The sequence below is a fragment of the Corallococcus macrosporus genome (genome assembly GCF_017302985.1).
GTDB classification, from domain to species: domain Bacteria; phylum Myxococcota; class Myxococcia; order Myxococcales; family Myxococcaceae; genus Corallococcus; species Corallococcus macrosporus_A.
Genome location: NZ_JAFIMU010000007.1, coordinates 1,875,627 through 1,900,704, shown reverse-complemented (window position 1 = coordinate 1,900,704; position 25,078 = coordinate 1,875,627). Strand labels below are relative to the sequence as shown.

Here is a 25,078-nt window from a genome sequence, read left to right as displayed (position 1 = left end):
GCCGCCGGGCAGCTACAAACCCAGGTACGTGAGCAGCGCGCCCAGGTCCGCGTCGGACAGGGCCTCCGTGCCGTAGGGCGGCATGTTGCCTCCCACGCCGAAGAACTGGCCGTGCCGCACCTTCTCGATGACGACCTGCGCGTGCGGGATGCCTGGGAAGAGCCGGTCGTAGTCCTGCGTCACCTCCGGCAGCAGCGACGCCAGCTCCGTCAGCCGTCCCTCGCCCGTGTGCGTCGCGCCGTGGCAGTTCTGGCACGCCGCCCGGTACACCGCCTCGCCTCGCGCGGCGTCGCCCCGGGGCACGTCCTGGATGTCCTTCACCACCGTGAACGGCAGCGCGGGCGCCTGCGCGTCGGGGCTGATCCGCGACAGGTACTCATACAATGCGCGGGAGCGCGGATCCTCCGCCTCCAGCTTCGTCACCCCGCGCATGAAGTTCACGTAGCAGAAGTTCACCGCGTCCAGCAGGTGCGTCTCGTAGCCGCCCCACCAGCTCGGCCTCGCCGCCACGTTGTAGAGCGAATGGCCGGAGTCCATGCGCCCCGCCGGCGCCTCCGGCGTCGTCACGTGACACGTCGCGCACGAGAAGCGGTTGAACGTGCTCTCCGACAGCCGCGCGTCCTGGAACAGCGCCTCGCCGAAGTCCGCCGCGGCCTGGGGTTCGTCCTCGCCGCCACACCCGGCCAGCACGCCCACGAGCAGCGCCGCCACGCCTCCACGCACGCCCCTCATGGCTGCCCCCGCAACAGGCTCACCGAGTCCGGGAAGATGCCCATTTTCACCGTGGACACCACCGTGCCCTCCGCCAGGTCCACCACGTGCAGCGTGCCCGGTCCGATGTGGTCCCCCTCGCAGACCGCCAGCCCGTGGCGCTCGTCCGGCGTCAGCATGAACTGGTGCACGTTGAGACAGCCCGCCTGCGACAGCGGCACCGTGCGCAGCACCGTGGACGTCGCCGCGTCGATGACCGCCACCGCGTCCTCCTGCTGATAGGGCAGGTACAGCGTGCTCCCGTCCTTCGTGAACGCGCCGAACATGGGCGCGCCGCGCAGGTACACCGTGCGCGCCGGGTTCATCGTGCGCGTCGCGGGCTCCAGCACCTGCACCTGCTTGCTCGCCAGCGAGCTGACCCACACGTCCCCCGTCGTGGGTGACACCGTCAGCGCGTACGGCTGGTGGCGCGGGTTCGTCGCCGTGCCCGCGCCCGATGCCACCTTCACGCGCGTCACCGGCATGCCCTCCGCCGCCAGGTCCACCACCGCGACCTCGTCCGACCAGCAGGCCACGTACGCCGTGCGCTCGTCCGCGGACAGGCGCACCGCGTGCGGCGCGGGGCACACCTTCACCCGCGCCTTCACCGCCATCGTCTCCGCGTCGAGGATGGCCATGCGCGCGACCATGTCCTCCTCCGGCCCGCCCTGCCGCGCCACGTCCGCGATGCGCAGGAGGTCGAAGTGCGTCTGGTACAGCGTGCGCCCATCCGCGCTGACGATGACGTCCCCGGGGTTGCGGTCCACGCGCGCGGACGCCACCAGCCGGTTGTCCTTCGCGCTCAGCTTCAGGCAGTAGCCATCCGCCGTGCCCGTGCCATGCGCACCGTGCGGACCGGATCCGCCGCCGGGCACGTAGTTGGAGATGCCGACGTAATAGAAGTCCCCGGCGGGAGACACCGCCGTGTGGTGCGGCCCCTCCAGCTCCACCGGGTTGAGCCCCACAGGAACGCGCGCCAGCTCGCTCCAGCCCGGCGTCCCCAGCCCGTCCATGTCCAGCAGGCTCACGGAGTCATCCAGGCTGTTGGTCACCAGCAGCCGCCCGGCAGGGCCCGGAGGCGGCACCGCCGAGCCTCCGCGCGTCCACGGGTTTGGATCCGCGTACGTCAGCGCGGGCACCTCCAGCGAGCCCTCCGCCCGGAGCGCGCCGTCGTTGCACGCGGCCAGCGCCAGCGCGCAAAGCCAGAGCCCGCGCCTCACCTGGCCATCCCCATCGTGAAGGGCACGGGGGACCCCAGCGTGTAGGGACCTTCCGTGATGCGGTTCTGCACCAGGTACGCGCTCTCCACCTGCACGGACAGCGTCTTCTCCGCCGCGTCCTTCACCGACTGCCAGGAGCCGTCATCCAGTTGCCACTGCAACTCGGACGTCAACACCTGCGCGATGGGGCACTCGCGCCCCTGCGCGAAGACCTTCACCCAGTACAGGTCGCCCGTGTAAGGCGGCAGGTGGGCCTCCGCGGTGGGCAGCACGAGCTGACCCAGCCACGCGAGCACCGAGCGCTTCGACTCGCGCGGGTGGTTTTCCAACGAAGGCACCGTGCGGCCGGGCCGCTCCAGCGACGCGCGCAGCGGCGACGTCCACTGCCACAGCGGCGCGGCCTGGTCCGTGAAGTAGGACTGCCCGGACCCGGGCGACACGAGCGTCACCGCGCGCGAGCTGTCCTGGGGCTGGTTGCGCGCATCCACCAGCGTGCGCCACGCCTCGTCCGTGGCGCCGCCCGCGTACAGCGGCTCGTCGCACGCGGTGGCTTCCGTCTCGTCGTCGCCGTTGCAGGCACTCAGCGCGAGCAGCGCGACGGCGGCGGTGCTCCACGTCAGGGACGTCTTCATCTTCATGGGCAAGGGTCCTCGCGCCGCCGGCCGCGACGCAACAGGGGAAGGAGGAACAGGGGGAGCAGCGTGCCCGCGGGCGCGGCGGCGCAGCCGGAGGACGGCTTCGGGTTCGTGGGCGTGCCCGCGTCCACGGGGGGCTGCACGCCGGCATCCGGCACGCCCGCGTCCGGCACGCCGTCTGGATAGAGCGGCGCGCCAATCGTCTCCGCGACTTGCGGCCAGCGCGAAGGGCACAGCTCCCGCACGGGCGTGCCCACGGGGCACTGATGGCTGCCTTGAATCTGCTCCAGGCTGAAGAGCGGATCCCAGGTGGTGCCCTCGTCGCTGGAGCGCGCCAGCGACCAGTCATGCAGCCACGGCGACCCGCAGCCGTAGAGGACGTCCCCCACGCGCGTCACGCACGCGTTGCCGGTGGGCAGCCCCAGCTTGACGAAGGCGCCGCCCGCCTGACTGCGGAAGAAGGAGTTGTACGTGGACACCCACGCGGTGCCGCCGTCCGCGGAGACGTCCATGTTGACGAAGACGTCGTCGATGCCCGCGCCCGAGCGCATGGCGAAGGTGCGTCCGCCGTCCGTGCTGTGGAGGATGTGCGTGGCGCCCTGCGCGGACACGCGCGCCCAGACGCCCTGCGCGTCGGTGGGGTCCGTGGCCGTCACCACGAAGTCGAACGGGCGCACCAGGTCCGGGAACGCCTGGGGCAATTCCTCCCACGTCTCGCCCGCGTCATCGCTGCGGAACAGGTACATGCGCGTCGTGTCCGACGCGGACACGTAGAGCGTGCGCGGATCCGCCGTGGACACGCGCACGGTGGAGAAGAGGACGCCCGCGCGCTGGAGCGGCAGCGCCCGCCACGTCTCCCCGCCGTCCTCCGAGCGGAACACCCCGTTCGTCGCCGACGTGGAGCGGCCCGTGGCCACGTACAGCACCGAGTCATCCGACGGGTGCACCGCGAGCCCCGTCACCCACGTGTCCTTGAACGCCGGGTGCGACGCCCACGAACACGCGCCGTCCTTCGAGGACAGCAGCGCGTTGCCCGTGGCCGCCAGCAGCTCCCCCGACTCGCGCCAGACGAAGGACTCCGGGCGCCAGCCGCCGTACCCCATGGCATCCGGACACACCCAGCGCCACGTCCGCCCACTGTCGCGCGAGATGACCGCGCCGAACGTGGCGCCCACGAAGGCGTCCTCGGGGTGGCCCTTGCGCAGGGTGACGTTGGACGTCTCCGGCAGGCCCGCGTGCGCCCAGGCTCCACTGGACCCCAGCAGGCCGGCCACCGCCGCCGCCCTCCAACCCCCCGTGATTCGTGGCATTCGCATCCGGCGCTCCGGGGCAGGGCCCATGGGTCTCCACGATAACGCCCGGCCCGCGCATGCATAGCGGCGCGTGCGGCTCCTGCTCAGCAGGAAGCCAACCTCTCAGGTTCCACGCCCCCAATCCGCGCGCGGGACCCCGCGTCCAATGCCTGCCGCTCTTACCGGTGATGACTGGCTTTCCCTGTTTCAGGATGCTACGCCATCCAGGTCCCGGACCCAGGCATGGCAGCCATTGTGCGCCAGTGGGGCCGGGGGGAACGACAAGGCCGTGACTCCAGACGATTCGAAGGCGGGCGACGTGGCGGTGGGCCCTGGCTCCAGCGTCACGCGCGGGGTGTGGGCGCGGGTGCTCAAGGGCGCGGTGGAGGAGGCGGTGCGCGCCTACGAGGCGATGGGGGCGGGGCATCGCGAGCGGGTCCTGGAGGAGGCGCTGGCGGTGCCCGCCGAGACGCGCACCCGGCTGGTGGAGGTGCTGCGGCAGGCGCGCGACTTCGCGGGCGCGGCGCGGCTCCTGGAGTCGGACGGAGACGACGCAGGTGCGGCGCCGCTGTACGAACAGGCGGGAGCGCCGCTCCTGGCGGCGGAGGCGTGGCTGAGGGTGGGCGAGCAGGCCCGCGCGGCGGCGGCCTTCGAGCGCGCGGGCTCACTGGAGCAGGCGCTGTCGCTGTACCAGGCGCTGGGCGCGCGCGAGTCGCTGGCGCACCTGCTGGGCCGCATGCACCGGCCCATGGAGGCCGCGCAGGTGTTCCGGGTGCTGGGCAACGCGCACGCGGAGCTGGAGATGCTGCGCGCGGTGCCCGCGGACGACCCGCAGCGGCCGGAAGCCGTGCTGCGCATGTGCGAGCTGCTGGACGCGGAGGGCGCGACGTGGCGCGCGCTGGTGCTCCTGGCGGACGGCATCAAGCACGCGACGGGCGCGGGGCTGCTGCTGCTCCAGGCGGAGCAGGCGCGGCTGCTCCAGCAACTGGGGCTCGCTTCGGCGCCGGAGGGCGCGGCCGCGGCGGAGAAGGCGCCGCCGGTGGTGGATGGCTATGGCTATCTGAAAGCCATTCCCATCTTCGATGGTCTGTCTTTGGAAGACATGCGCGACCTGTACCGCCTGGCCCGGCCCATGCTGCTGCCGGCGGGGACGACGGTGCTGGAGAAGGGCGCCAAGGGGATGGGGCTGGTGGTGCTGCTGGAGGGCATGGTGAGCGTGTCCACCGGCCCGGGCCCGGACGCGCGCCAGCTCAACATGCTGGGGCCGGGGGCGTTCCTGGGAGAGATTTCGCTCATCCTCGACGGCCCGGTGTCCGCGCACGTGCGCGCGCACACGGTGGTCCGGGCCCTGCGCGTCACCCGGACGGACTTCCAATACTTCCTGGAGACGCACGAGGCCGCGGCCCTGCGCATCTACCGCCTCTTCACGCAGAGCCTGGCGGAGCGGGTGCGGGATTTGAGCAGCTGAAGGTCCCAGGGGTGACACCGGACACCCCGCCGGGACCTCCGAACGGATGCGTGCGCCACGCGGCTGGGTTACAGAGGCCCGCATGGCGGACTCCCCACACGCGCGGTCCCTGAAGGCCCAGGCGGCGACGCTCGCCGCCGGAGGGAAGCTGGAAGCGGCGCTGGCCGGCTACCAGGACGCCCTGCGCGCGGAGCCGGAGGACGCGGAGGTGCACCAGCGCGTCGCGGAGCTGCTCGAGTGGCTGGAGCGCACCCCGGAGGCCGCCCGCGCCTACGACGACGCGGCGCTCGCCTGGGCCCGCGCGGGAAACCTGCTGCGCGCGGTGGCCGCCACGGTGCTGTCGCGGGGCCTCAGGGGCGCGAGGCCCCAGACGGTGCGCACCCTGGCGGAGCGCTTCGCCCTGCCGCCCGGCGCGCTGGCGCCGACCTTCGCCTGGGTCTCCGACGGCAAGGACCCCGGCGTGCCGGTGCTCTCCGGCGTGGGGCGCGAGGCCTTCGTGGCGCTGGTGGAGGCGCTGGAGGTGCGCGCCTTCTGGCCGGGCCAGCGCGTGGTGGAGGAGGGGCAGCCGGGCGACTCCATGTTCGCGCTGGTGGAGGGGCGCGCGGAGGTGGCGCGGCGGGTGGAGGGCAACGCGCGCCAGGTGGTGGCCACGCTGGGGCCGGGGGACTTCTTCGGCGAGGTGGCGCTGGTGTCGGAGGGGCCCAGGCTGGCCAGCGTGGAGGTGCGTGAGCGCTCCGTGCTGCTGGAGTTCAAGCGCCAGTCGCTCGCCCGCGTCAGCGCCACGCACCCGGAGGTGGAGGCGGCGGTGCAGGCCTTCTACCAGCGCCGGCTGGTGGACCACCTGCTGCGCACGAGCCCCCTGTTCACCAACCTGTCGCCCGCGCTGAAGCAGGCGATGTCGCGCGAGTTCGACCTGCGCGTCGTCCCCGCGGGCCAGGTGCTCCTCACGCAGGGGCAGCCGGGGGACGCGTTCTACCTGCTCCTGCGCGGCCAGGTGCAGCTGACGCTGGAGCAGCCGGGCCGCATCGTGTTGCTGCCGGAGCTGCGCGAGGGCGACGTGTTCGGCGAAATCTCGCTGCTGCTGGACAAGCCCGTGTCCGCGACGGTGCGCACGAAGACGCCGTGCGTGGTGCTGCGCCTGGAGCGCGCCGCCTTCGAGCGGCACGTCGTGAGCCAGCCCGGCCTCAAGGGCCAGCTCATGCGCATGGGCACGGAGCGCCTCCAGCAGACCGCGAAGGCGCTGTTCGTCTAGCGCCTCAGTCCGCCGCGTCCAACTGCACGGGGTGCTCGTGCAGCCAGTCCTGCGCGCGGCGGATCCGCCAGGCGGCGGCCGCGCGGCCTTCCTTCTCCAGCAGCATCCGGTAGGGCTCCAGCTGCTCCGGCGTCCACGCGGGCAGGGCCTTCAGGTCCGCGAGCGCCACCATCTCCTCCGCGCTGCGCCCCCGCGCCTCCTGCCGGGCGGTGAGCAGCGCCGCCAGCACCAGCCGCGCCGGCTCCGCCTCGAAGGCGATGGCCGCGTCGGTGAGCCACTCGCGCGTGGGCTCGTCCGCCGCAGGGTCCTTCGCCCCCGCGCGCATCCGCTCCAGCATCCCTTCGAGGAACTCCGGATCCACCGCGCCCTTCACCGCGCGCAACAGCCCCGCGATGACCTGCCGCCTTCCTTCCGGCTCCTTGGGCTGGGACTTCATCGCGCGCAGCGGCTCCCACAGCACGACGGTGAGCCACAGCTCCTCCTCCGGGGAGAAGACGGACGGCGTGGCGGGGTCGCGCAGCTTCGCCTCCACCCGCTGCGCGCGCTCCTTCGCCTCGCGCGAGATGCGCTCCACCAGCGCGGGGTCCGCCTGCACGTGCTTCACCAGCGCGTCCAGCTCGCCGGCCTCCGCCTTTTGCAGGGCCTCCGCGGCCTCGGGCGTGAGGTCCTCCTGCTCCATGCCCGCGACCAGGGACTCGTACTTGCGCACGACCTCCGCGTGCTTCTGGCTCCACTCGCGGAACTGCACGTCGAAGACGACGTCCAGCACCGGGTTGTCCTCCGGCCGCACCTTGCCCGTCTTCTTCGCCGCCGTGGCCAGCAGCGCGCCCACGCACAGCGCCCGCCGCTCCTCCGGCGTGCGCCCGCCCTTCGCCGCCTGCGCGAGCAGCCCCGCGCCCAGCTTCTCCTGGAAGCCGCGCGTGCCCAGCTCGCGCACCACGCCCACGCGCAGGCTGTTGCGCGCCGCCATGGCATCCAGGCCCTCCTGCGCCGCCAGCTTCGCGAGCGCCTGGCCCACGTGGTCGCTGAAGGCCTTGTCGTCGTACCTCAGCCCCGGCTGGGGCCCGGCGGCCTGGAGCAGCACGCCCAGGTGCTCCAGCGCCTGCGACAGGCGGGACACGTCCGCGTCACCCAGGAGCGACATGGCCGCCTCCAGGTCCTGCTTCAGCGGATGGGCGGGGGTGGGGGAGGGAGGCGGCGCGGCTTTCGCGCGGTCCTCGGCGGCGTGACAGGCCTTGTACTTCTTCCCGCTGCCACAGGGGCACGGGTCGTTGCGGCCGGGCTTGGAAGGGCTCACGGGCGGCACCGTAAGCGAAAGCGCCCGGCCCTTCCATGAACGGAAGGGACCGGGCGCCCCGGTGCTTCAGGATGCGTTCAGCGGGTTACTGGGGGTTGAAGCCCAGCGTCAGGCCGAACACGTGCGCGGAACCGGAGTACGTCGCCGGGATGCCCGGCGCCGTGCTCACCTTGTCCGCCAGCGCGACGAACTGGTAGCCCAGGTCCGCGCGGAACGGCCGGAACTGGTAGCCCACGCCCGCCGTCACCTTGATGCGGTTGGCGTCCGGCAGGTCCGGCGTCAGCGTGCTGTTGGGGCTGGGGGACGGGTCGTACACGAAGCCCGCGCGAACCTGCAGGGCCTCCGTCACGCCGTACTCCGCGCCCAGCGCGTACTTCCACTTCGCGCGCCAGCGCTTGGGCAGCGGGTTGTCGATGGCCGGGTTCTCGAAGCGGATGGCCAGCTCCGCGAACGAGGACCAGTCCACCCAGCTCGCGTCGAACGCCAGCATCAGGTTGTTCAGCGGCCGGTACGCCAGGCCCGCCGTCACGGTGGACGGCAGGGTGACGTCCGCGCTCGCGCTCTGGTCCGTCAGGCGGCTCTGGAACTCCGCCGGGATGTTCTGGAAGTCCGCCTTGCCCTTGAACTGGATGTCCACGGCGCTGCGGTAGTGCAGGCCCATGTCCAGGTTGTCCAGCAGCTTGGCCTGCACGCCGACGTTGAAGCCGGAGCCCCAGTCCGCGCCGCCCAGGTGGATGGAGCCCTCGCTGTTCACGAAGTCCAGGCCACGCGTCAGCTCAATCGTGGCCCGCGCGATGTCCAGACCCGCGCCGAAGCGGAAGCGCGGGTGCAGCTCGTACGCGAACGACGGGTTGATGTAGTACGTCGCCAGCGAGGACTCGTAGCCGCGGAAGCGGCCGCTGAAGCCCTCCTCCCAGCGGCTGCGCGCGCCGTAGGGCGTGAACACGCCCACGCCGAACGCCGCCTTCTCGAACGGCTTGTAGACGACGAACAGGTGCGGGGGCGGCGACAGCGTGGTGCGCTGCCCTTCCGCCTCCTGGCCCGGCCGCTGGAACTTGATGCTGGGGAGGATGCCCGTGTCGCCCAGCGTGATGTCCAGCGTCTTCACGCCGACCATGTTGGCCACGTTGTAATAGATGGAGGACGAGTCCTCCAGCCATGCCGTGGCCGCGCCGCCCGTGCCGGTGGCACGCGCGCCCTGGGTGTCGATCTGGAAGCCCGCGGCCTGGCTCGTACCGGCCGCCAGGATTGCCACGAGGGAGAGTGTCTTTTTCATGGGTGTTGGATTCCTCTCTCAGTGGGTCGCGTTACTGCGCCAGCTTGCCGGTCGCCAGGAAGCCGATGATCTGGTCCTGGGCCGCGTTGCGCAGTGCCTCGGGGATGCCGGGGTTGTTGAGGAACGCGTGACGCGCGGACGCCGGGACGGCGCCAACGAGCGGGTTGGACGCCGGGAACATGTACGAGGCCACCGTGCGCGGAGCGCCCGTGCGGTTGGCCGCGTTGATCAGCGCCAGCGTGTTCGGGTTCGGGATGACCTCGTCGCCCTCGATGTACTGGATGAACGCGCGGTGCACGTTGACGTCCGTGCCGGCCGCCGCGTTGTTGTCCAGCAGGTACGCGTAGTTGCGCGCGTCCGCCGGGTCCAGGATGGTGTTCGCCAGGCTGATGAACGTGTCGAACGCGGGGCTGCCCGGGGTGACGCCCGCCTGGGCCAGCGACGTGAGGAACGCGGTGCGCTGCGGCCCGAAGGCGGGCGCGGTCAGCAGCACGCCGGCCAGGTTGCCACCGGCCACGTTGAGCACCGAGCGCCGCACGCGAGAGGACACCGCGGTGGACATGGTGCCCATGATGCCGCCGAGGCTCTGGCCCAGGTAGTCCACCTGCGCGGCGTTCAGCTTCACGGCCGTGTTGAGCTCCTGGCTGTTGAGCACGCGCAGGAACTGGCCGAAGTCCACCACGTGGTGGCGGAAGTTGTCGCGCGTGGTGAACAGGTTGCCCAGGTTCAGGAAGTTCCAGCCGGAGATGGACGGGACGCCCTGCGCGTTGCGCAGGAAGTCACCACCCTCGCAGCGGTTGGTCTCCGCCACGCAGCGGCCCTGCGACGGGGAGATGACGCTGGAGCAGTACACGTCGGCCGGCACGTTCTGCGGGAGCGCGGAGGCGCTGCAGTCCGCGGCGGTCGTCGGCGTGCGCGACACGCAGCGGCCGTAGGACAGGCTGGCGGGGTTGTTCTCGCAGCGCTGGGTCTGGGGGTTGGCGCACGCGGCGTCGTCGCCCACCGGGTTCGGCGTGGGCAGCACCGCGGCCGAGCCCACGCAGCTGGTGCGCTCACCGTGGTAGACGGCGTCCATCGCGACCACCGCGTAGCCCGCGCCGGTCATCTTGTTGGCCACGCCGAGCACCGCGGTGCGGTTGCTCGTCAGGCCGTGGCCGAACACCAGCACCGGCCAGCCGTTGGTGGGGGCCTCGCCGGTCGGCACGAACAGCATGAACGGGTAGCGCGTGGGGCGCAGCTTGGTGGGGTCCGGGTTCAGCGTGCCGAAGGGGCCCGTGAGCATCAGCGGCGAGTTGGCCTGCACCTCGTAGACCGCGCTGATGTTTTCGTTGGGCAGACCCGCGCCGGTCATCGCGCCCTTCACCTGCGTGGTGATGGGCAGGACGTAGTTGGGCGCCGCGGGGTAGCCGACCACGCCGGGCAGCGCGTACAGCTGGTTCAGGATGGACGTGGTGCTCTGGGTGGTGAAGTTCCAGCCCAGGGCGATCTTCGAGCGCGGGATGCCCAGGCCGCCGTCCTTCTCCGACGCCGTCACCTTGTCGAAGTAGGGCTTGAGCAGCTTGCGGCGCGGCTCCAGCTGCTTGGCCAGGTCCTTGGGCACGGAGGAGATGAGGCTCTTGTCGGCGACCTCGTCGTAGACCGGGTTGGACAGGCGCAGCAGCGCGAAGGCCGTGGCCGGGGCCACGTTGCGGCCCTTGTCGTCCTTCAGGTCCGTGGTCAGCACCGCGCCGTACTCGGTGGCGCCATCCAGCGGCGCCTTCGGGACGATCTGCAGCTGCTGGGGCACGTCCACGACGCCGGCGGTGCCGACGCTGGTGCCGCAGTCACCGGTCTTGTTCACCAGGCAGAGCGCCACGTCCGGCTGGGTGCCCTTGTCCTGGTTGTTCACCTTGAAGAACTTCACGCCCGCGGCCAGCGACGCCGGATCCACCTTGGGAGCCGGGCCGTCCGCGGCCTCGCGGAACTGGGTGCCGTCCAGCACGCCCACGGTGTCGCCGTTCTCCGACACGATGGCGCCCGTGGTGGAGAAGCCGTCCAGGGTGTTCAGGCCCGTGAACAGGTCCTGCTGCAGGCCCGGCGTCGTCGGGACCGGGAACTCCAGGCCGCTGCCGTCCGGCTTGCGGATCAGGTTGTTGGGGAAGGGGATGATGGGGGCGGGCAGCCGCGCCGTGGGGGCCAGGCTGATGGTGGCCTCCGGCTGGTTGATGACGCTGAAGGTCCACAGGAGGACGACGTCCTCGCGCTTGAAGCCCTTGGCGACGAGGCCCTCGATGAGGGGCGCGTAGCCGCGGCGCAGCTGCTCCAGCTGCAGGGCGCTCTTGGTCTGGGCCGCCAGGCGCTTGGCCGGATCCGTCTCCGTGGAGGGGATGATCTCCGTGGCCGGGGCGCAGTCCGGCGAGGTCAGGTCCTCGCAGGTGACCAGCGGCTTCTCTGAGCTGGCGAAGGCCCACGTCGCGGACCCGATGATGGGGTTGCCGGAGGTGGTCTTCAGGCCGTTCTCACCGCCGATGAGCGCCACCGCGTAGCGGCCGCCCTTCGGCCACGCCGGCAGGCCGGTGTTCGGATCCACCGGGGGGATGAGGTTGATGAGGTCCGTGTCCTCGTTGTACGCGATGGTCGGCGTCACCGGCTTCTTCGCCAGCGGCGTGCCCGCGTACAGGTCGATGAAGATGACCGTCTTCGCGTTCACCGTGAACGCGTCCAGGTCCTGCACCTTGGTGGACGCGATGGCGGACGTCGGGAAGCCGTTCAGCGAGTTCAGGTAGTCGCGCGTGAACTCCTGCTCCGCCGGGGACGCCGCCGGGTTGATGGGCGCGTTCACCTTGCCCGTGGCCCGGTCAATGGCCAGGTCGTTGGGAGAGGGGACGACGGCGGGAGAACCCGTGGGGTCGAACTCCGCCAGGCCGACGTTCGTATTCGGAGCGTCCTGCGCGATCTCCGGCGTGCAGGCAACGGCTCCCAGGGCCATGGCCCCGAGGAACAACTGTTTCTTCATGGTGGGAATCCCCTCCAGCCCAAGGTGAACTGCTGGAAACACGTCAGTGAGTAGCACGCCCTCCCCCGGTCACAAAGTGAGAGGGATTGACGCGCCGAGTCACCTTGGATCAGGGCTACGCTGCGGCCCATGAAACGACTGCTAACTGTGTTGGTGCTGGCCGTGGCGATGGGCGCGAGCGCGGAGGAGGCCGGAGGTCTGACGTGGAGTGCGCCCGCGGAGTGGGCCACCCAGCCCACGCGTCCCATGCGCGCGGCGACGTACAAGGTGCCCGCGGCGAAGGGAGACGCGGAAGACGCGGAACTGGCTGTCTTCTACTTCGGTCAGGGCCAGGGCGGCGCGGTGGACGCGAACGTGAAGCGCTGGGTGGCGCAGTTCCAGAAGCCCGACGGCAAGCCGCTGGAGGACAAGGACGCGAAGACGAAGCAGGAGAAGGTGAACGGGCTGCCCGTCACCACGGTGGAGGTGAAGGGCACGTACGCGGGCGGCGGCCCCATGATGGGCCCGTCCACGCCCAAGCCGAACTACAAGCTGCGCGGCGCCATCGTGGAGGGGCCGGAGGGCGCGGTCTTCTACAAGCTCACCGGGCCGGAGAAGACGGTGAACGGCGCGGAGAAGGGCTTCCGCAAGATGGTGGAGTCGGTGAAGCCCGCGCCGAAGAAGTAGGCGGGCGGCTTCCCGGAAAAGGGGGCTCGCGGGGGTCGGCAAGCGGATTGCTAAGGCCCTCCGGCACACGGCGCCCGAACGCCGAGCACCGGAGGCCTCACGTGTCGATGTGCCGCAGCCCTGAGTTCCAGAACCTCGTCTCCCGCGCCATCACCCTGTTCCCGGAGGACACCGTCCTGGGAGCGCTCCAGCAGATGTACCGCCACGGCGTGCACGTGCTGCCCGTGGTGGAGGGGCGTGGGGGCGACCTGCTGGGCGAGGTGACCGAGGACGAGCTGCACCGCGTGGCCCGCCGCCGTCCGCTGGCCCGCCTGGCTGAAATTCTGACCGTCAAGGCGCTGGAAGCGCCGGAAGAAACGACCGTGGAGACGGCCGCCCCGCTGCGCCTGGCGGCCTCCAGCGGCTGGCTGCACTGAAGGACCCTGACAGGGCCATCCGCCGCGGGGGAGGGGAAGCCTGGGGCCCAGGCCGCCTGACCGCTGGTGGACACCGGCCCTTGCCGAATGGGCCGACAGCCAACACCTCCTCGTGTGACTGGCGGCTGTCTGACGACTCGTACTGGCGGGCGGGCTGCAATCCCGGAAGGAGGTCAACAGCCTGTTGGCGGTGCCCCCGGCTTTCCGTCGAGGGCGAGGAGGCGGGTCATGAAGGCAGTGGCGATCATCCTGGCGGCGGGCAAGGCCCGGCGGATGTCCCACCCCAAGGCGCTCATCGAGCACGAGGGAGGCAAGAGCTTCCTTCAGTCGCTGGCGTCCACCTTCGGGAAGGCGGGGTGCGGGGTATTGGGTGTGGTGGGCAGCGACGAGGCGATGGTGCGCGAACAGCACCCGAGCCTGGAGCTGGTGACGAGCAGGGACTGGGAGAAGAGCCTGCTTGCGTCCGTGAAGGCCGGGCTGGAGGCGGCCATGGCCGAGGACGCGGACGTGATGCTGCTGCACCCGGTGGACATGCCGGCGCTGCGCGTCACCACCGTGAAGTCCATGCTCAAGGACATGGAGCGCGGCGGCACCGACGGCGTCATGGCCATCCGGCCGGAGTACGACAACGCCACGGGCTGGCCGGTGGTGCTGTCCCGGGGCGCGGCGCGCAAGCTGTTCGAGGCGGAGGGCGAGGACCTGGAGGCGGCGCTCAAGGCGCTGAACCCGCGCCGCCTGAACGTGAAGGACCCCGGCGTCATCGTGAACATCAACACGCCTGAAATCTACGGGCGCGTCTTCAGCATGGAGCCCAAGCTGGCCCCGCCGCCCAAGCGCCGCATGAAGCGCACGGGCGCGTCCAACGGCTCCGGGGCGGACACGGCCCCGGCGTCCTACGCGGCGTCGTCGGAGGAGTAGCCCGGACGCGAACACTCCCGGGGGCCGCTGGGGATCCCGGGAGTTTTTACTTCAGGCTCGCGGCCTTCAGAACGACAGGCCGAGGCCCAGGTAGGGACCGGAGAACAGGTCCGCGTGCACCACGCCGTCGTCCAGCTGGCCGGCGTCGCTGAGGTACAGGGTGCGCCAGCCGCCGCGCAGGTTGAGGGCGCCCAGGTGCATCGCCAGGCCGGCCTGCATGTCCACCTGACGGTGCGGGAAGGGCACCGCCTGGATGCGCGCCTCCACGTCGAAGGGCGACGGGCCGATGCACGCCGCCAGCGACGCGGCGAAGCTGGGGCCCACGAAGATGGCGTCCGGCGCGTGCGCGCTGGCGATGCCGGCCTCCAGGCGGAAGCGGCCGCGCTCCGTGGACCACGGCGAGATGGTCAGGTGCGCGTCCAGCAGCGTCAGCCGGTCGCTGCCGTCCGAGCCGTCGTCCGTGTCCAGCGCGATGCCGCTCACGCGCGCGTCCATGCCCCAGCGCTGGCCGTCCAGGGCCATGAAGAGGTCCAGCGCGCCGCCGGTGTCGCCGAAGCTGTTGCCCTGCACGTTCAGGTGCACGAGCGGCGCGGGGCGGGGAGCGCGGGCGCCGCGGGGGGCCGCCACGCGCGCGCGGCGGTGGTAGCTGGCCGGGCCGCTGACGAAGAGCACGTCGAACCAGCCCACGCCGACGCCGGAGGCGCGCACGCTGGAGCGCACCGGCGCGTCGGAGGGGCGGCCCACCGGGGTGGCGCGGTGTTCGTGCTTGCGGTCGTCCTTGTCGTCGGAGCCCTTCGAGTCGGAGGTGCCCGGCTTGGAGCGCTTGCCGAAGCGGGCCTCCGCGGGCGCGGACCCCAGCAGGACAGCGACAGCAAGCGTGGCACACAGCGTCTTCCAGAAGCCCACGGCGACCCCTCCTCTTCATGGGCCCACGGGATGGGCCGCGCGCATCTGGACGCCTGCTCGCCCGGAATATTCAACCCCCAGCACCCCGCCGGAGACCAGCGCCCCCGGGGTGGGGGACGGTGTCCGGAAGGGCGCATGTGCACCCCCGGACACCCGGGGCCTAGAAGACGAAGCCGGCGCCCGCGTAGGGGCCCACGAAGCGGTCCACGTGCTGGACGCCGTCCACCCTGCCCGCGTCGTCCAGGATGAGCCCGCGCACGCCGCCGCGCAGGTTGAGGGCGCCCAGGTGCACCGCGAGGCCCGCGCTGGCGTCCAGTTGCCGGTAGGTGCCGGCGGTGCCCTGCACGCGCGCCTCCACGTCCAGCGGGCCCACCAGGCAGGCCTCCAGGGACGTGGCGAGGCTGGGGCCCACGAAGGTGACGTCCGGCGCGTGGGCGGTGGAGAGGCCGCCCTCGAAGCGCCAGCGCACGCGGTCGGTGGACAGGGCGGCCCAGGTGAGATGCACGACGGCGAGGCGGAGCTCATCCGTGCCGCGGGTGCCGTCGTCGGTGGGCAGCGTCAGCTGCGTGCCCTGCACCGCGAAGCCCAGCGCTTCGCCCTCGATGCCCAGGAAGACGTCCCCGGAGGTGCCGCCGCCCATGGCGCCGACGTTGAGGCCCAGGCGCACGTCGAGCGGCTGCGAGGGGCGCTGCTCGCGGACGGCCATGTCCACGGGCCGCGGGTCGTCCGCGCCGTCCACGGCGAGGGCCAGCAGCTCCGCGGCGGCCAGGAGGCCGTCGCCGTAGATGCGCGCGGAGTAGGAGGCCCGGCCGCGTGAAGGCGCGGCGTCGCAGCAGTCGTCGTCGCGCGAGGGAGGAGGGCGGCTGGGGGCCTCGTCCCGGGAGCCGGAGCGGATGGGCGTCGCGGCGTGGACCTGGGAGCCCTTGTCGTCGTCGTCCTTCTTGCTGTCGGAGGTGTCCGGCGACTTCTTGCCGAAGCGGGCCTCCGCGGCGGGCGCCGCGAGGAGGAGGCCGGCGGCGAAGGTGGCGCACAGCGCGGGGCGGAAGGCGGACACGGGAGGCTCCGGGGGTGGGGCGGGGAGAAGCCCTCTGTTTCCCCGACGTGCGAGCGGGCGGTCTATTCACCGCGTCCGCGCGTCAGCGTTGCGCGGTCTTCTTGGCCTTCGCCTTCGCCTGGCGCTTCAGGGGGCGCGACGGCGGCTCCGTGCGGGCCACGGCCGCGCTCTCCGGGGTCACCGGCGTGGGGAACAGCCGCAGCGTGACGCGGCGGTTGCTGGCGCGGTGGGGCGGGCTGTCGTTGGGCACCAGCGGCCGGTGCGCGGCGTGGCCCGTGGCGCTCAGGCGCTCCGGGGCCAGCCCCTCGCGCTCGCCCAGCTGGCGCACCACCGCCACGGCCCGCGCGGCGGACAGCTCCCACGCGGTGGTGGCGGGGCTGCCCGGTGTGGCGGGGAGCACCTCGTCGGTGTGCGCCTCCACCGCCACGCGGTGGTCCATGAGCGGGCCCCGGAACACCGCCGCGGCCTGCTTCAGCACGGCGGCGCCCTCCGGCGTGAGCGACAGGCTCGCGGGCGCGAAGAGGATCCGCTCGGACACCTCCACGCGCAGGGCGTCGTCCTCCAGGGAGAGCGCCACGTCGCCCGCCTTGAGCGCGTCCTGCAGCGACCTGCCCAGCGCCTCGAGCGCCGCCTCGCGCCGCGTCTGCTGGGCCTCCGCGTTCTTCGCCTGGAGCTCCGCCGCGGCGCCGCCCCACTCCTGCGCCTGCTGCTGGCGCTCCAGCGCGCGCAGCCTGCGCTCCATGGCGTGCCGCAGCGTCTGGAGCTGCGCGACGTGGGCCTCGGACTCGGCGGCCTCGCGCTCCAGTTGCGCGCTCCGGGCCTCCAGCGCCTGGAGCGAGCGCGAGCCCAGCCACGCGCCCGTGGAGGCCACCGTCACCGCGACGGCCAGCAGCCCCCAGGGCAGCCACCGCCAGCGTCCGAGCGCTGCTGTCGTCCGCGCGTCGTCCATGGCCCGCAAGGGTAATGGCCCCGAGGGGGTGGGCGGCAAGGTGGGCGCCGTGCGACATGCGCCCGCCTGCTTCACCCCGGGGCCGTTCCGGACGGTTTCTTCCACCGGGGCAGGTGCAGCACGAAGCGCGAGCCGGGCCCGCCGTCCGGCGGCGACTCCACGAACAGGTCGCCGCCGTGCGCGCGGGCAAGCTGCCGGGAGATGTAGAGGCCCAGGCCCAGGCTCGCGCGCGCGTGCGCGCCGGTGTTGCGGGTGAAGCGCTCGAAGATGCGCTCGCGCGCCTCCGGGGGGATGCCGGGGCCCCAGTCCCGCACGGCGATGACGGCCCGGTCGCCCTCGCGCTCCACGTACAGCTCCACCGGCAGGCCCGGCGCGTACTTCATCGCGTTGGTGAGCAGGTTCATCAGCACCTGCTCCACGCGCGGCCGGTCCGCCAGCGCCACCACCGGCGCGTCCGCGTGCACCACCGCCACGCAGCCCGCCGTGGCCAGCGCCTCCTCCATGCGCGCCACCAGCGCGTGCACCAGCGAGGACAGCTCCACCGCGCCCAGCTCCAGCGCCATCTGCCCCGTGCCCAGCCGCGCCACGTCGAACAGGTGCGTCACCAGCCGCGTCAGCCGCTCCGCCTGCCGCAGCGCCCCCGCGAGCCCCTGGCCCAGCCGCTCGGACTCCTCCGAGGGCAGCTTGTCCACCGAGCGCTGCAGCGACGTCAGCTGCAGGCGCAGCGCGGACAGGGGCGTGCGCAGCTCGTGCGTCGCCACCGCCACGAACTCGTCGCGCGCGGCCACGGCCTGCTCGGCCTGCCGGTACAGCCGCGCGTTGTCCACCGCGAGCGCCGCGCGCCAGGCCAGGTCCTCCAGCTGCGACAGGTCCCGCATGCTGAAGCGCCGCGTGGGGGAGCACGTCGCCGCGCTCACGATGCCCAGCGTGCGCCCGCGCGCCATCAGCGGGACGACCATCACCGAGCGTGGGCTCAACCCCTCCAGCACGTCCCGGTGGACCTCGTTGACGGCGAAGGCTTGCATGGCGGCCTCGTCCACCTCCGCCACCAGCTCCGGGCGTCCCGTCTCCAGCACGCGGCGCAGGACGGTGCGGGCGCCGGGGGGCGGCGCGTAGGGCATGGACTTCTCCAGCCGGGCCTGGAGCTCGTCGTCGCGGGCGCGGCGCTCCACGCGCTCCAGGTGCTCGCCGTCCTCGCCCAGCATGTCCACCAGGCAGTAGTCCGCCAGCTGCGCCACCACCAGCTCCGCCACGTTGCGCACGGTGGTGCGCCAGTCCAGCGACGTGGCCAGCCGGGTGGTGGCGTCCGTGAGGAAGCGCAGGTGGTCCTCCATGCGGCGCTGCTCGGTGATTTCGCGCACCACGCCGCCCACGCCCAGCAGCTCCGTGCCGGAGCGCACGGGGAAGTACGTGGCCAGGAAGGTGCGCGGCTCCGGGCCCGCGACGTACTGCACCGGGTTGTCCACCACGGCGACCTCGGACTCCAGCACCTGGCGCAGCAGGTCCTCGATGGGGCCGCCCGCCGGGCCCATCAGCTCGCGGGGCGTGAGGTCCAGGTGACGCTCCAGGGGGATGCCGTTGTTCTCCGCGATGACCTTGTTGAGCCGCACGTAGCGCAGTTCCTGATTCACGAAGCCCATGCCCACCGGCGACGCGGCGAAGAAGGCCTCCAGCATGGCCGCGGACGCGTCGCGCTCGCGCAGGGCCTCGCGGGCCTCGCGGTACAGCCGGGCGCTCTCCACCGCCAGGGCCGCGCGGCGGGCGAACTCCGTGGCGTACCCCAGGTCGCGCCGGGTGTAGCGGCGCGCGGGGGACGCGGAGACCAGGTTGATGATGCCAAAGCGCCGCTGCCCCACCGCCAGCGGCAGCAGCATGGAGGAGCGCGGCGCCAGCGCATCCAGCAGCCGGCGGTGCTCGGGCGAGCGCGACGCCGCGTCCAGCCACTGGGGCGTGATGTCCGCGACGAGCACGGGCTTGCCCCGCGTGAGCACCTGGGCCAGCGGCGAGCCGGAGCCCGCCTTCGGCGGAAAGCCCAGCGTCTGGTCCAGCAGCGCCTGCTTGCGCGGGTCCCTCGAGCTGAGCGCCAGCCGGTGCAGCTCGCCATCCGCGCCCAGCACGTCCACCATGCAGTAGTCCGCCCACTCCAGCGTGGCCAGCCGCGCCACGGCCTTGAGCGTCGTCTCCCAGTCCAGCGACTCCGCCAGCAGCCGGCTCGCCTCGCTGACGAAGAACTCCGCGCGCTCGGTGGCCTTGCGCTCGGTGATGTCCACGTTGATGTTCACCGCGCCCACCAGCTGGCCCTCGGCCGAGTACAGCGGCGCGGCGGAGTTGAGGATGGTGCGGCGCGCGCCGTCCTTGCCGACGATGTCCACCTCCTCGTTGGACACGGTCTGCCGGCTCTTCAGCGTGCGCGCCACGGCCCAGTCCTCGCCGCGCAGCCGCTTGCCGGTGCCGGGCCAGTACGCCTCGAAGCCGCCGAAGTTCTCCAGCCGCATCCCCGTCAGCGCGGGCTGTCCCCACAGCGCGTTCGCGGCGGCGTTGGCCGCGAGCAGGCGGCCCGCCGTGTCCACGATGACCACCCCCACGGGCAGCAGCTGCAGCACCGTGCGCAGCCACTCCTGCGGTACGGGTGTGGACTCCGCCAGAAAGGTGCCAGTCGGCTCGGACATGAGCGCGGAGCCCCCCTCCCCCGCGGGAGATTCAAGGGTGGGGGTGGCAACGATGCGGGACCACCCGACCCGGGTTGGACCCGGCTTTCCGGGAGTTGGCACCTGCCTCCACCCGCGGGCAGGGCAGGGGGCTTGATTCGGAGCCGCCGACGGGGCGTCATTCGGGGCTTTCGTTCACGGCCGTGCTTCGGACGGCCGGGCTTCAAGGACCGGTGGATGGCGATCGCGTGCGTGGTGCTGGACTTCGATGGGACCTTCACGGACGTGCTGGCGGAGGGCGAGCCCTTCCTCCAGCACTTCCAGCAAGCGCTGTACGGGGTGCTGGGACAGGACGCGTCCCAGGCGTGGGCGGAGGAGGTCGCCGCGCTGCATGAGGGCGTGGACCAGTACGGCTGGGAGGTGTCCGGGCGCATCGTGGCGCCGGCCACCGCGGACCCCTACCTGACGGCCACCTGCACCGCGCACCGGCTGCTCCAGCGCTTCGGCAAGGGCGACGACGAAGCCGTGCGCACGGACACGGTGCAGACGCTGTACCGGGACGCGTACCGGCACTCGGCCACGGCCTTCAAGGCGGAGGCGAAGGAGGTGCTGGAGGCGCTGCTGGCCACGGGCCTGCCCGTGTCCGTGGTGACCAACGCGCACACGGAGCTGGTGGAGGCGAAGCTGGACAAGCTGGCCCCCAAGGGCCGCGAGCGGCTGAAGGTCTTCGGCGACGCGCGCAAGTTCCAGCTGGAGGACACGCAGCCGAAGGACGCCCGCTTCGACGCGCTGCCGGAGGCGCTCCACCTGGACGGCGTGCTGGGCCGGCCGGTGTACCTGCGCCGCGGGCGCTACTTCTCCGCGCTCAAGCGCATCTGGGACGCCACGCACACGGGCCCGGAGTCCACGCTCGTCGCGGGCGACATCTTCGAGCTGGACCTGGCCATGCCCGCCGCGCTGGGCGCGCACGTGCAACTGGTGGAGCGCGCCAACGTGATGCCCTACGAGCGCGCCGCCGTGCAGCGCCTGGGCGCGCGCGGCAGCGCGGACAAGAGCCTGCGCGCCATCCTGCCCCGGCTGCGCTGAAGGGGCTCCGGGGACAAACGAAAAGCCCCGCCTCCCGGTGAAGGGAGGACGGGGCTGTCGTTACGGCACCGCGCGTGGGGCGCGAAAGACTAGACCTTGGCGCCCGGGGTCGGCTGGAACAGGTCGTTGAACTCGGCCAGCGCCTTGTTGATGTTCGCCTTGATTTCGGCGGTCAGCTCGCGCTTGGAGACCAGCTCGGAGACGATGTTCGGGTACTTGCTGTCCACGAACTCGAGCATCTCCTTCATCCAGCGGACCACGTCGCCCACCGGCACGTTGCGGATCCACCCGCGCTTGCCGGCGTCGTCCTTGTTCGTCGCGGCGTAGATCTGGATGACCTGGCGCTCGACGGACAGCGGCTCGTACTGGCCCTGCTTGAGCAGCTCCACCATGCGGGCGCCGCGCGCCAGCGTCTCCTGCGTGGCCTTGTCCAGGTCGGAGCCGAACTGGGCGAAGGCGGCCAGCTCGCGGTACTGCGCCAGCTCCAGCTTCATGGAGCCCGCGACCTGCTTCATGGCCTTGATCTGCGCCGCGGAACCCACGCGCGACACGGAGAGACCGACGTTGATGGCCGGGCGGACGCCGGAGAAGAACAGGTCCGTCTCCAGGAAGATCTGCCCGTCGGTGATGGAGATGACGTTCGTCGGGATGTAGGCGGACACGTCACCCGCCTGCGTCTCGATGATGGGGAGCGCCGTGAGGGAGCCCGCGCCCTCCTCGTCGGACAGCTTGGCGGCGCGCTCCAGCAGGCGGCTGTGGATGTAGAACACGTCGCCGGGGTACGCCTCGCGGCCCGGCGGGCGGCGCAGGAGCAGGGACAGCTGGCGGTACGCCACGGCCTGCTTGGAGAGGTCGTCGTACACGATGAGGCCGTGCATCTTGTTGTCGCGGAAGTACTCGCCGATGGCGACGCCCGCGTACGGGGCGAAGTACTGCATGGGCGCCGGGTCGGACGCGTTCGCCGCGACGACCGTCGTGTACTCCATGGCGCCGTGCTTGGTCAGCTTCTCCACCACCTGCGCGACGGTGGACTGCTTCTGACCAATGGCGACGTAGATGCAGTAAACGCCCAGGCCCTTCTGGTTGATGATGGCGTCGATGGCGACGGCCGTCTTGCCCGTCTGGCGGTCACCGATGATGAGCTCGCGCTGACCGCGGCCCACCGGCACCAGCGCGTCCAGCGCCTTGATGCCCGTCTGCAGGGGCTCGTGCACGGACTTGCGCTTCACGATGCCGGGCGCCTTCACCTCCAGGCGGCGGTGCTCGGTGGCCTCGATGGGACCCTTGCCGTCCACCGGCTGGCCCAGCGCGTTCACCACGCGGCCCAGCAGGCCCTTGCCCACCGGCACGGAGGCAATCTGGCCGGTGCGCTTCACGGTGTCACCCTCGCGGATGTCCTTGAACTCACCCATGATGGCGACGCCGACGTTGTCCTCTTCCAGGTTGAGGACCAGGCCCTGCACGCCGTTGGCGAACTCCACCAGCTCACCGGCGAGCGCGCCCTCCAGGCCGTACACGCGGGCGATACCGTCGCCCACGGTCAGCACGGTGCCGGTCTCGGCGACGGTGACCTTCTTGCCGTAGTCCTTGATCTGCTCCCGGATGATTTTGCTGATCTCGTCGGCGCGGATTTCCATGGGCGTCTAGCGTCCTTGCGGAGGGGGCGGCCGGAGGAGAACGGGGATGGCCGCCGCGAATCTTGATGTACCGGGTGGCCCCCTATCACGGGCACCGGTCCCATCGCAACGCACCACGCGCCCGCGACTTCCCCGACCCCCGGACCCCTTTATCGCGGACGTAAGCCGGCGGCCCGGACGGGGGAGGCCCCGCCCGCCCCCATGCCCGGCGCCCCCGGCGCTCACGGCTCCACGGAGACCCGCCCGAGCCTTCAGGGGCCGGACGTGGAGGGGGCGTCCTCGCGGGGCAGCCACACGATGAAGCGGGTGCCGTCCGCCGCGCCTGACTCCACGGAGATGCGCCCGCCGTGGGCCAGGGCGATCTGCCGCACGATGAAGAGCGACAGCCCCAGCCCGTCGTCCGCGGCGCAGACGGCGCGGTGCTTGAACGGCTCGAAGAGGGTGCCCTGATACTCCGGCGGCACCCGGCAGTCCGGGTCGTGCACCTGGACCGTCACCCCGTCCCAGCGCCCGTGTACTTGGAGCACCACGGAAGAGGACACCGGGCCGTGGTGCAGGGCGTTGCCCACCAGCGAGTCCATCAACTGGAAGAGGCGCTCGCCGTCCCAGGTGCCCTTCAGGTCGCCCTGGGTGACGAGCCGCAGGTCGCGGCCCGGGTGGGCGGTGCGCCGGTCCGCCACCACGCGCTCGGCCAGCTGGCCCAGGTGGATGGAGGTGGGGTGCACGGGCAGGCCGTTGGACAGCCGGGCGCGGGTGAAGTCCAGCAGCTGGCGGATCAGCCGTTCCACGCGGCGCACGCCCTGGCCCACCCGCCCCACCTGCTCCGTCAGGTCCTCCGGCAGGGACGCAGCGTGCTGGAGGGCGAGCACGTCGTACTGGAGCGTCTGGAGCGGCGCCTTGAAGCCGTCCCCCGCCGCGTCCAGGAACTGGTCGCGGAAGTGCTCCATCCGCATCAGCCGCTCCTCGGTGGCCTTGCGGGTGCTCACGTCCCACACCGCGCCCATGCGCACCGCGCGCCCCTGGAAGGTGGCCGGCCGGCCCATGACCTCCACGGGGATGCGGCGGCCGTCGCGGTGGAGCACCGCCAGCTCGTACGGGGCCTCCACGCCGCGCTCCATCACGTCGCGGGCGGGGGCGCGGAACTCCGGCGCCACGCAGTCCAGGATGTTCCGGCCGATCAGCTCCGCCGTCTCGTAATAGCCCAGGAGGCGCCCCAGGCCGGGGCTGATCTCCAGGAAGTGGCCGCGGTCGTGGAAGAAGTACCCGTCGCAGGAGATCTCCACGATGGAGCGCATGTGCTCCTCGCTGGCGCGCAGCTCCGCGTCCTCGCGCAGCCGGGTGGAGGTGTCACGCAGGAGCAGCAGCACGCCCGCGGGGGCCGCCGGCATCGCGCTCACGGTGAGGTGGCGCAGCGTGCCCACCTCGCCGAAGCGGCCCGACACCAGCTCCTCCGCCACGCGCTCGCCGGACAGCGCCCGCGCCAGCAGCGGCGACAGCGGCGGCGCCAGGCCCGGCCAGGCCTCCGACAGGAAGCGCCCCGCGCAGAGCGCCGACGGCCGGCCGCACAGCTGCGCCAGCAGGTCGTTCATCCAGACGAGGCGGGAGTCGCCGTCCACCAGCGCCACCCCCCAACCCGGCGCGTTGAGCAGCGCTCCCAGGAAGGGCAGGGTCTCCTCGGGAATCCCCGGGGACGGAAGGGCTCCGGGAAGCCGTTGGAACACAGGCTGCGGCATGGGCGGGTCGTCTCGGAAAACGCGGGCTTGTCCGCGTTGACCAGAAGTATACCCATTCCCGGAGCCAACGGGAAATACAGGTTTGACTAGGACTGCGGGGCAACCCGGACAACCCGGCACGTCAGCCGCACCGGGAGTCGCAGGGGTGCGGCTACTTCAGCTGGCGGCGCATCTCTTCCAGCTGGGTGCGCAGGGTGCCGTCGTAGAGGGTGCCACCGACCTGGGCGGCCACGCCACCGAGCACGGAGGGGTCCACGCGGGTCTCCAGCACCACGTTGCGCTGGGTGAGCTGCTGGAGCGACTTCTGGAGCTGGGTGACGGCGTCGGGCGACAGCGGCGCGGCGCTGGTGACCTGGCCCCGGACGCGGCCCGCGCGGGCGTCCGCCATGTCGCGGAAGAGCCGGGCGATGTCGGGCAGGTAGCCCAGGCGGTTGCGGTCCACCAGCAGGCGCAGCGCGTTGGCCAGCGCGGGCTCCGCGGGGGAGGGCATGGACTGGAGGATGGCCTCCACCACGCGGCTGCGCTGGGCGCGGCTGTAGGCGGGGTTGAGCAGCACGTCCGACAGGTCGGGGCTCTTGCCCACGACGGCGGCGAAGGCGTTGAGCTGCTCCGCGACGGCGTCGGTGCGGTTGCCTTCCGCTGCGACGTCGAGGATGGCGCGGGCGTAGCGGCGGGCGATGGAGACGTTCACCATGACGCTGGCGCCCTTAGCATGGGGCGTCCCTGGCGGCAATGATGCCGGTGCCATGCGCTGGAGCCCGTGGCCGCCCGGGGATTTCCGGGGTCTGGAGGGGGGAGCGGGCGGGGAAGCGTGCACGGGTGGGCGCTCCGGATGTGCGCCGGTGGCCGTCCTTGGAGCTCAAGGGGGCCCCGTGAGGCA

At 72.2% G+C, this 25,078-nt stretch carries 20 protein-coding genes; 6 read left to right on the top strand and 14 right to left on the bottom strand.

The features are described 5' to 3' along the window. Window positions 1–12 precede the first annotated feature (12 nt). The 4 genes from JYK02_RS20085 to JYK02_RS20070 are packed head-to-tail and all read right to left on the bottom strand — an operon-like array spanning window position 13 to window position 3,921. A complete protein-coding gene (locus JYK02_RS20085) occupies window positions 13–732 on the bottom strand; it encodes a c-type cytochrome (RefSeq protein WP_207053227.1) in 720 nt (239 codons plus the stop codon). Further along, complete coding sequence (locus JYK02_RS20080; protein ID WP_207053225.1) at window positions 729–1,970, bottom strand: YncE family protein; 1,242 nt, start codon at window positions 1,968–1,970, stop codon at window positions 729–731. Before JYK02_RS20080 ends, JYK02_RS20085 begins: the two co-directional genes overlap by 4 nt. Beyond that, on the bottom strand, window positions 1,967–2,608 hold the full coding sequence (locus JYK02_RS20075; RefSeq protein ID WP_207053223.1) for a hypothetical protein: 642 nt from the start codon (window positions 2,606–2,608) through the stop codon (window positions 1,967–1,969). The genes JYK02_RS20080 and JYK02_RS20075 overlap by 4 nt, the downstream gene beginning before the upstream one ends. Beyond that, on the bottom strand, window positions 2,605–3,921 hold the full coding sequence (locus JYK02_RS20070; protein WP_207053221.1) for a WD40/YVTN/BNR-like repeat-containing protein: 1,317 nt from the start codon (window positions 3,919–3,921) through the stop codon (window positions 2,605–2,607). The genes JYK02_RS20075 and JYK02_RS20070 overlap by 4 nt, the downstream gene beginning before the upstream one ends. Before the next feature lie 265 nt (window positions 3,922–4,186). Here JYK02_RS20070 and JYK02_RS20065 point away from each other — a divergent pair, with 265 nt between their 5' ends. Together JYK02_RS20065 and JYK02_RS20060 are read left to right on the top strand one after the other, a co-directional pair. Continuing rightward, entirely contained in the window at window positions 4,187–5,365 is a 1,179-nt protein-coding gene (locus JYK02_RS20065; protein WP_347402532.1) for a cyclic nucleotide-binding domain-containing protein, read from the top strand. Between the two features lie 82 nt (window positions 5,366–5,447). Continuing rightward, window positions 5,448–6,617 carry a cyclic nucleotide-binding domain-containing protein gene (locus tag JYK02_RS20060; RefSeq protein ID WP_207053217.1) on the top strand — a complete coding sequence of 390 codons (1,170 nt, stop codon included), beginning with the start codon at window positions 5,448–5,450 and terminating at the stop codon, window positions 6,615–6,617. Window positions 6,618–6,621: 4 nt separating this feature from the next. On the opposite strand, the gene JYK02_RS40460 is transcribed toward JYK02_RS20060, so the two are convergent. From JYK02_RS40460 to JYK02_RS20045, 3 genes are all read right to left on the bottom strand, one after another. Further along, window positions 6,622–7,914 carry an SEC-C metal-binding domain-containing protein gene (locus JYK02_RS40460; RefSeq protein ID WP_207053215.1) on the bottom strand — a complete coding sequence of 431 codons (1,293 nt, stop codon included), beginning with the start codon at window positions 7,912–7,914 and terminating at the stop codon, window positions 6,622–6,624. Window positions 7,915–7,999: 85 nt separating this feature from the next. Next, on the bottom strand, window positions 8,000–9,190 hold the full coding sequence (locus JYK02_RS20050) for an OmpP1/FadL family transporter (RefSeq protein ID WP_207053213.1): 1,191 nt from the start codon (window positions 9,188–9,190) through the stop codon (window positions 8,000–8,002). A gap of 31 nt (window positions 9,191–9,221) precedes the next feature. After that, on the bottom strand, window positions 9,222–12,185 hold the full coding sequence (locus JYK02_RS20045; RefSeq protein WP_207053211.1) for a hypothetical protein: 2,964 nt from the start codon (window positions 12,183–12,185) through the stop codon (window positions 9,222–9,224). 129 nt (window positions 12,186–12,314) lie between these two features. Between JYK02_RS20045 and JYK02_RS20040 the strand changes: the two genes are divergently transcribed. The 3 genes from JYK02_RS20040 (at window position 12,315) to JYK02_RS20030 (ending at window position 14,185) form a co-directional block, all read left to right on the top strand. Beyond that, window positions 12,315–12,851 carry a hypothetical protein gene (locus JYK02_RS20040; RefSeq protein ID WP_207053209.1) on the top strand — a complete coding sequence of 179 codons (537 nt, stop codon included), beginning with the start codon at window positions 12,315–12,317 and terminating at the stop codon, window positions 12,849–12,851. Window positions 12,852–12,958: 107 nt separating this feature from the next. Next, entirely contained in the window at window positions 12,959–13,267 is a 309-nt protein-coding gene (locus JYK02_RS20035) for a CBS domain-containing protein (protein ID WP_207055227.1), read from the top strand. Window positions 13,268–13,495: 228 nt separating this feature from the next. Continuing rightward, the gene (locus JYK02_RS20030) at window positions 13,496–14,185 is read left to right on the top strand and encodes a nucleotidyltransferase family protein (RefSeq protein ID WP_207053207.1); all 690 of its coding nucleotides are present in this window, start codon (window positions 13,496–13,498) and stop codon (window positions 14,183–14,185) included. 66 nt (window positions 14,186–14,251) lie between these two features. On the opposite strand, the gene JYK02_RS20025 is transcribed toward JYK02_RS20030, so the two are convergent. From JYK02_RS20025 to JYK02_RS20010, 4 genes are all read right to left on the bottom strand, one after another. Further along, the gene (locus JYK02_RS20025; protein WP_207053205.1) at window positions 14,252–15,091 is read right to left on the bottom strand and encodes a hypothetical protein; all 840 of its coding nucleotides are present in this window, start codon (window positions 15,089–15,091) and stop codon (window positions 14,252–14,254) included. A gap of 160 nt (window positions 15,092–15,251) precedes the next feature. Next, on the bottom strand, window positions 15,252–16,145 hold the full coding sequence (locus JYK02_RS20020) for a hypothetical protein (protein WP_207053203.1): 894 nt from the start codon (window positions 16,143–16,145) through the stop codon (window positions 15,252–15,254). Window positions 16,146–16,227: 82 nt separating this feature from the next. Then, on the bottom strand, window positions 16,228–17,094 hold the full coding sequence (locus JYK02_RS20015; protein ID WP_207053201.1) for an OmpA/MotB family protein: 867 nt from the start codon (window positions 17,092–17,094) through the stop codon (window positions 16,228–16,230). A 71-nt stretch (window positions 17,095–17,165) separates the two neighbouring features. Beyond that, the gene (locus JYK02_RS20010) at window positions 17,166–19,763 is read right to left on the bottom strand and encodes a PAS domain-containing protein (protein ID WP_207053200.1); all 2,598 of its coding nucleotides are present in this window, start codon (window positions 19,761–19,763) and stop codon (window positions 17,166–17,168) included. 216 nt (window positions 19,764–19,979) lie between these two features. Between JYK02_RS20010 and JYK02_RS20005 the strand changes: the two genes are divergently transcribed. Beyond that, entirely contained in the window at window positions 19,980–20,828 is an 849-nt protein-coding gene (locus tag JYK02_RS20005; protein ID WP_207053198.1) for an HAD family hydrolase, read from the top strand. An 89-nt stretch (window positions 20,829–20,917) separates the two neighbouring features. On the opposite strand, the gene atpA is transcribed toward JYK02_RS20005, so the two are convergent. From atpA to atpH, 3 genes are all read right to left on the bottom strand, one after another. Then, window positions 20,918–22,465, bottom strand: coding sequence for a F0F1 ATP synthase subunit alpha (gene atpA, locus JYK02_RS20000; RefSeq protein WP_207053196.1), 1,548 nt, complete (start codon window positions 22,463–22,465; stop codon window positions 20,918–20,920). Window positions 22,466–22,716: 251 nt separating this feature from the next. Further along, the gene (locus JYK02_RS19995; RefSeq protein ID WP_207053194.1) at window positions 22,717–24,198 is read right to left on the bottom strand and encodes a PAS domain-containing sensor histidine kinase; all 1,482 of its coding nucleotides are present in this window, start codon (window positions 24,196–24,198) and stop codon (window positions 22,717–22,719) included. Window positions 24,199–24,349: 151 nt separating this feature from the next. After that, entirely contained in the window at window positions 24,350–24,892 is a 543-nt protein-coding gene (atpH, locus tag JYK02_RS19990; RefSeq protein ID WP_207053193.1) for an ATP synthase F1 subunit delta, read from the bottom strand. Between the last annotated feature and the right edge of the window lie 186 nt (window positions 24,893–25,078).

What these genes read in the sequence shown, in the direction of transcription:
- JYK02_RS20075 (WP_207053223.1), bottom strand. Translation starts at nt 2,608, where the DNA reads ATGAAGATGAAGACGTCCCTGACGTGGAGCACCGCCGCCGTCGCGCTG.
- JYK02_RS20005 (WP_207053198.1), top strand. Translation starts at nt 19,980, where the DNA reads ATGGCGATCGCGTGCGTGGTGCTGGACTTCGATGGGACCTTCACGGAC.
- JYK02_RS20015 (WP_207053201.1), bottom strand. Translation starts at nt 17,094, where the DNA reads ATGGACGACGCGCGGACGACAGCAGCGCTCGGACGCTGGCGGTGGCTG.
- JYK02_RS19995 (WP_207053194.1), bottom strand. Translation starts at nt 24,198, where the DNA reads ATGCCGCAGCCTGTGTTCCAACGGCTTCCCGGAGCCCTTCCGTCCCCG.
- JYK02_RS20040 (WP_207053209.1), top strand. Translation starts at nt 12,315, where the DNA reads ATGAAACGACTGCTAACTGTGTTGGTGCTGGCCGTGGCGATGGGCGCG.
- JYK02_RS20010 (WP_207053200.1), bottom strand. Translation starts at nt 19,763, where the DNA reads ATGTCCGAGCCGACTGGCACCTTTCTGGCGGAGTCCACACCCGTACCG.
- JYK02_RS20030 (WP_207053207.1), top strand. Translation starts at nt 13,496, where the DNA reads ATGAAGGCAGTGGCGATCATCCTGGCGGCGGGCAAGGCCCGGCGGATG.
- JYK02_RS20045 (WP_207053211.1), bottom strand. Translation starts at nt 12,185, where the DNA reads ATGAAGAAACAGTTGTTCCTCGGGGCCATGGCCCTGGGAGCCGTTGCC.
- JYK02_RS20050 (WP_207053213.1), bottom strand. Translation starts at nt 9,190, where the DNA reads ATGAAAAAGACACTCTCCCTCGTGGCAATCCTGGCGGCCGGTACGAGC.
- JYK02_RS20060 (WP_207053217.1), top strand. Translation starts at nt 5,448, where the DNA reads ATGGCGGACTCCCCACACGCGCGGTCCCTGAAGGCCCAGGCGGCGACG.
- JYK02_RS20035 (WP_207055227.1), top strand. Translation starts at nt 12,959, where the DNA reads ATGTGCCGCAGCCCTGAGTTCCAGAACCTCGTCTCCCGCGCCATCACC.
- atpH (WP_207053193.1), bottom strand. Translation starts at nt 24,892, where the DNA reads ATGGTGAACGTCTCCATCGCCCGCCGCTACGCCCGCGCCATCCTCGAC.
- atpA (WP_207053196.1), bottom strand. Translation starts at nt 22,465, where the DNA reads ATGGAAATCCGCGCCGACGAGATCAGCAAAATCATCCGGGAGCAGATC.
- JYK02_RS20085 (WP_207053227.1), bottom strand. Translation starts at nt 732, where the DNA reads ATGAGGGGCGTGCGTGGAGGCGTGGCGGCGCTGCTCGTGGGCGTGCTG.
- JYK02_RS20070 (WP_207053221.1), bottom strand. Translation starts at nt 3,921, where the DNA reads ATGCGAATGCCACGAATCACGGGGGGTTGGAGGGCGGCGGCGGTGGCC.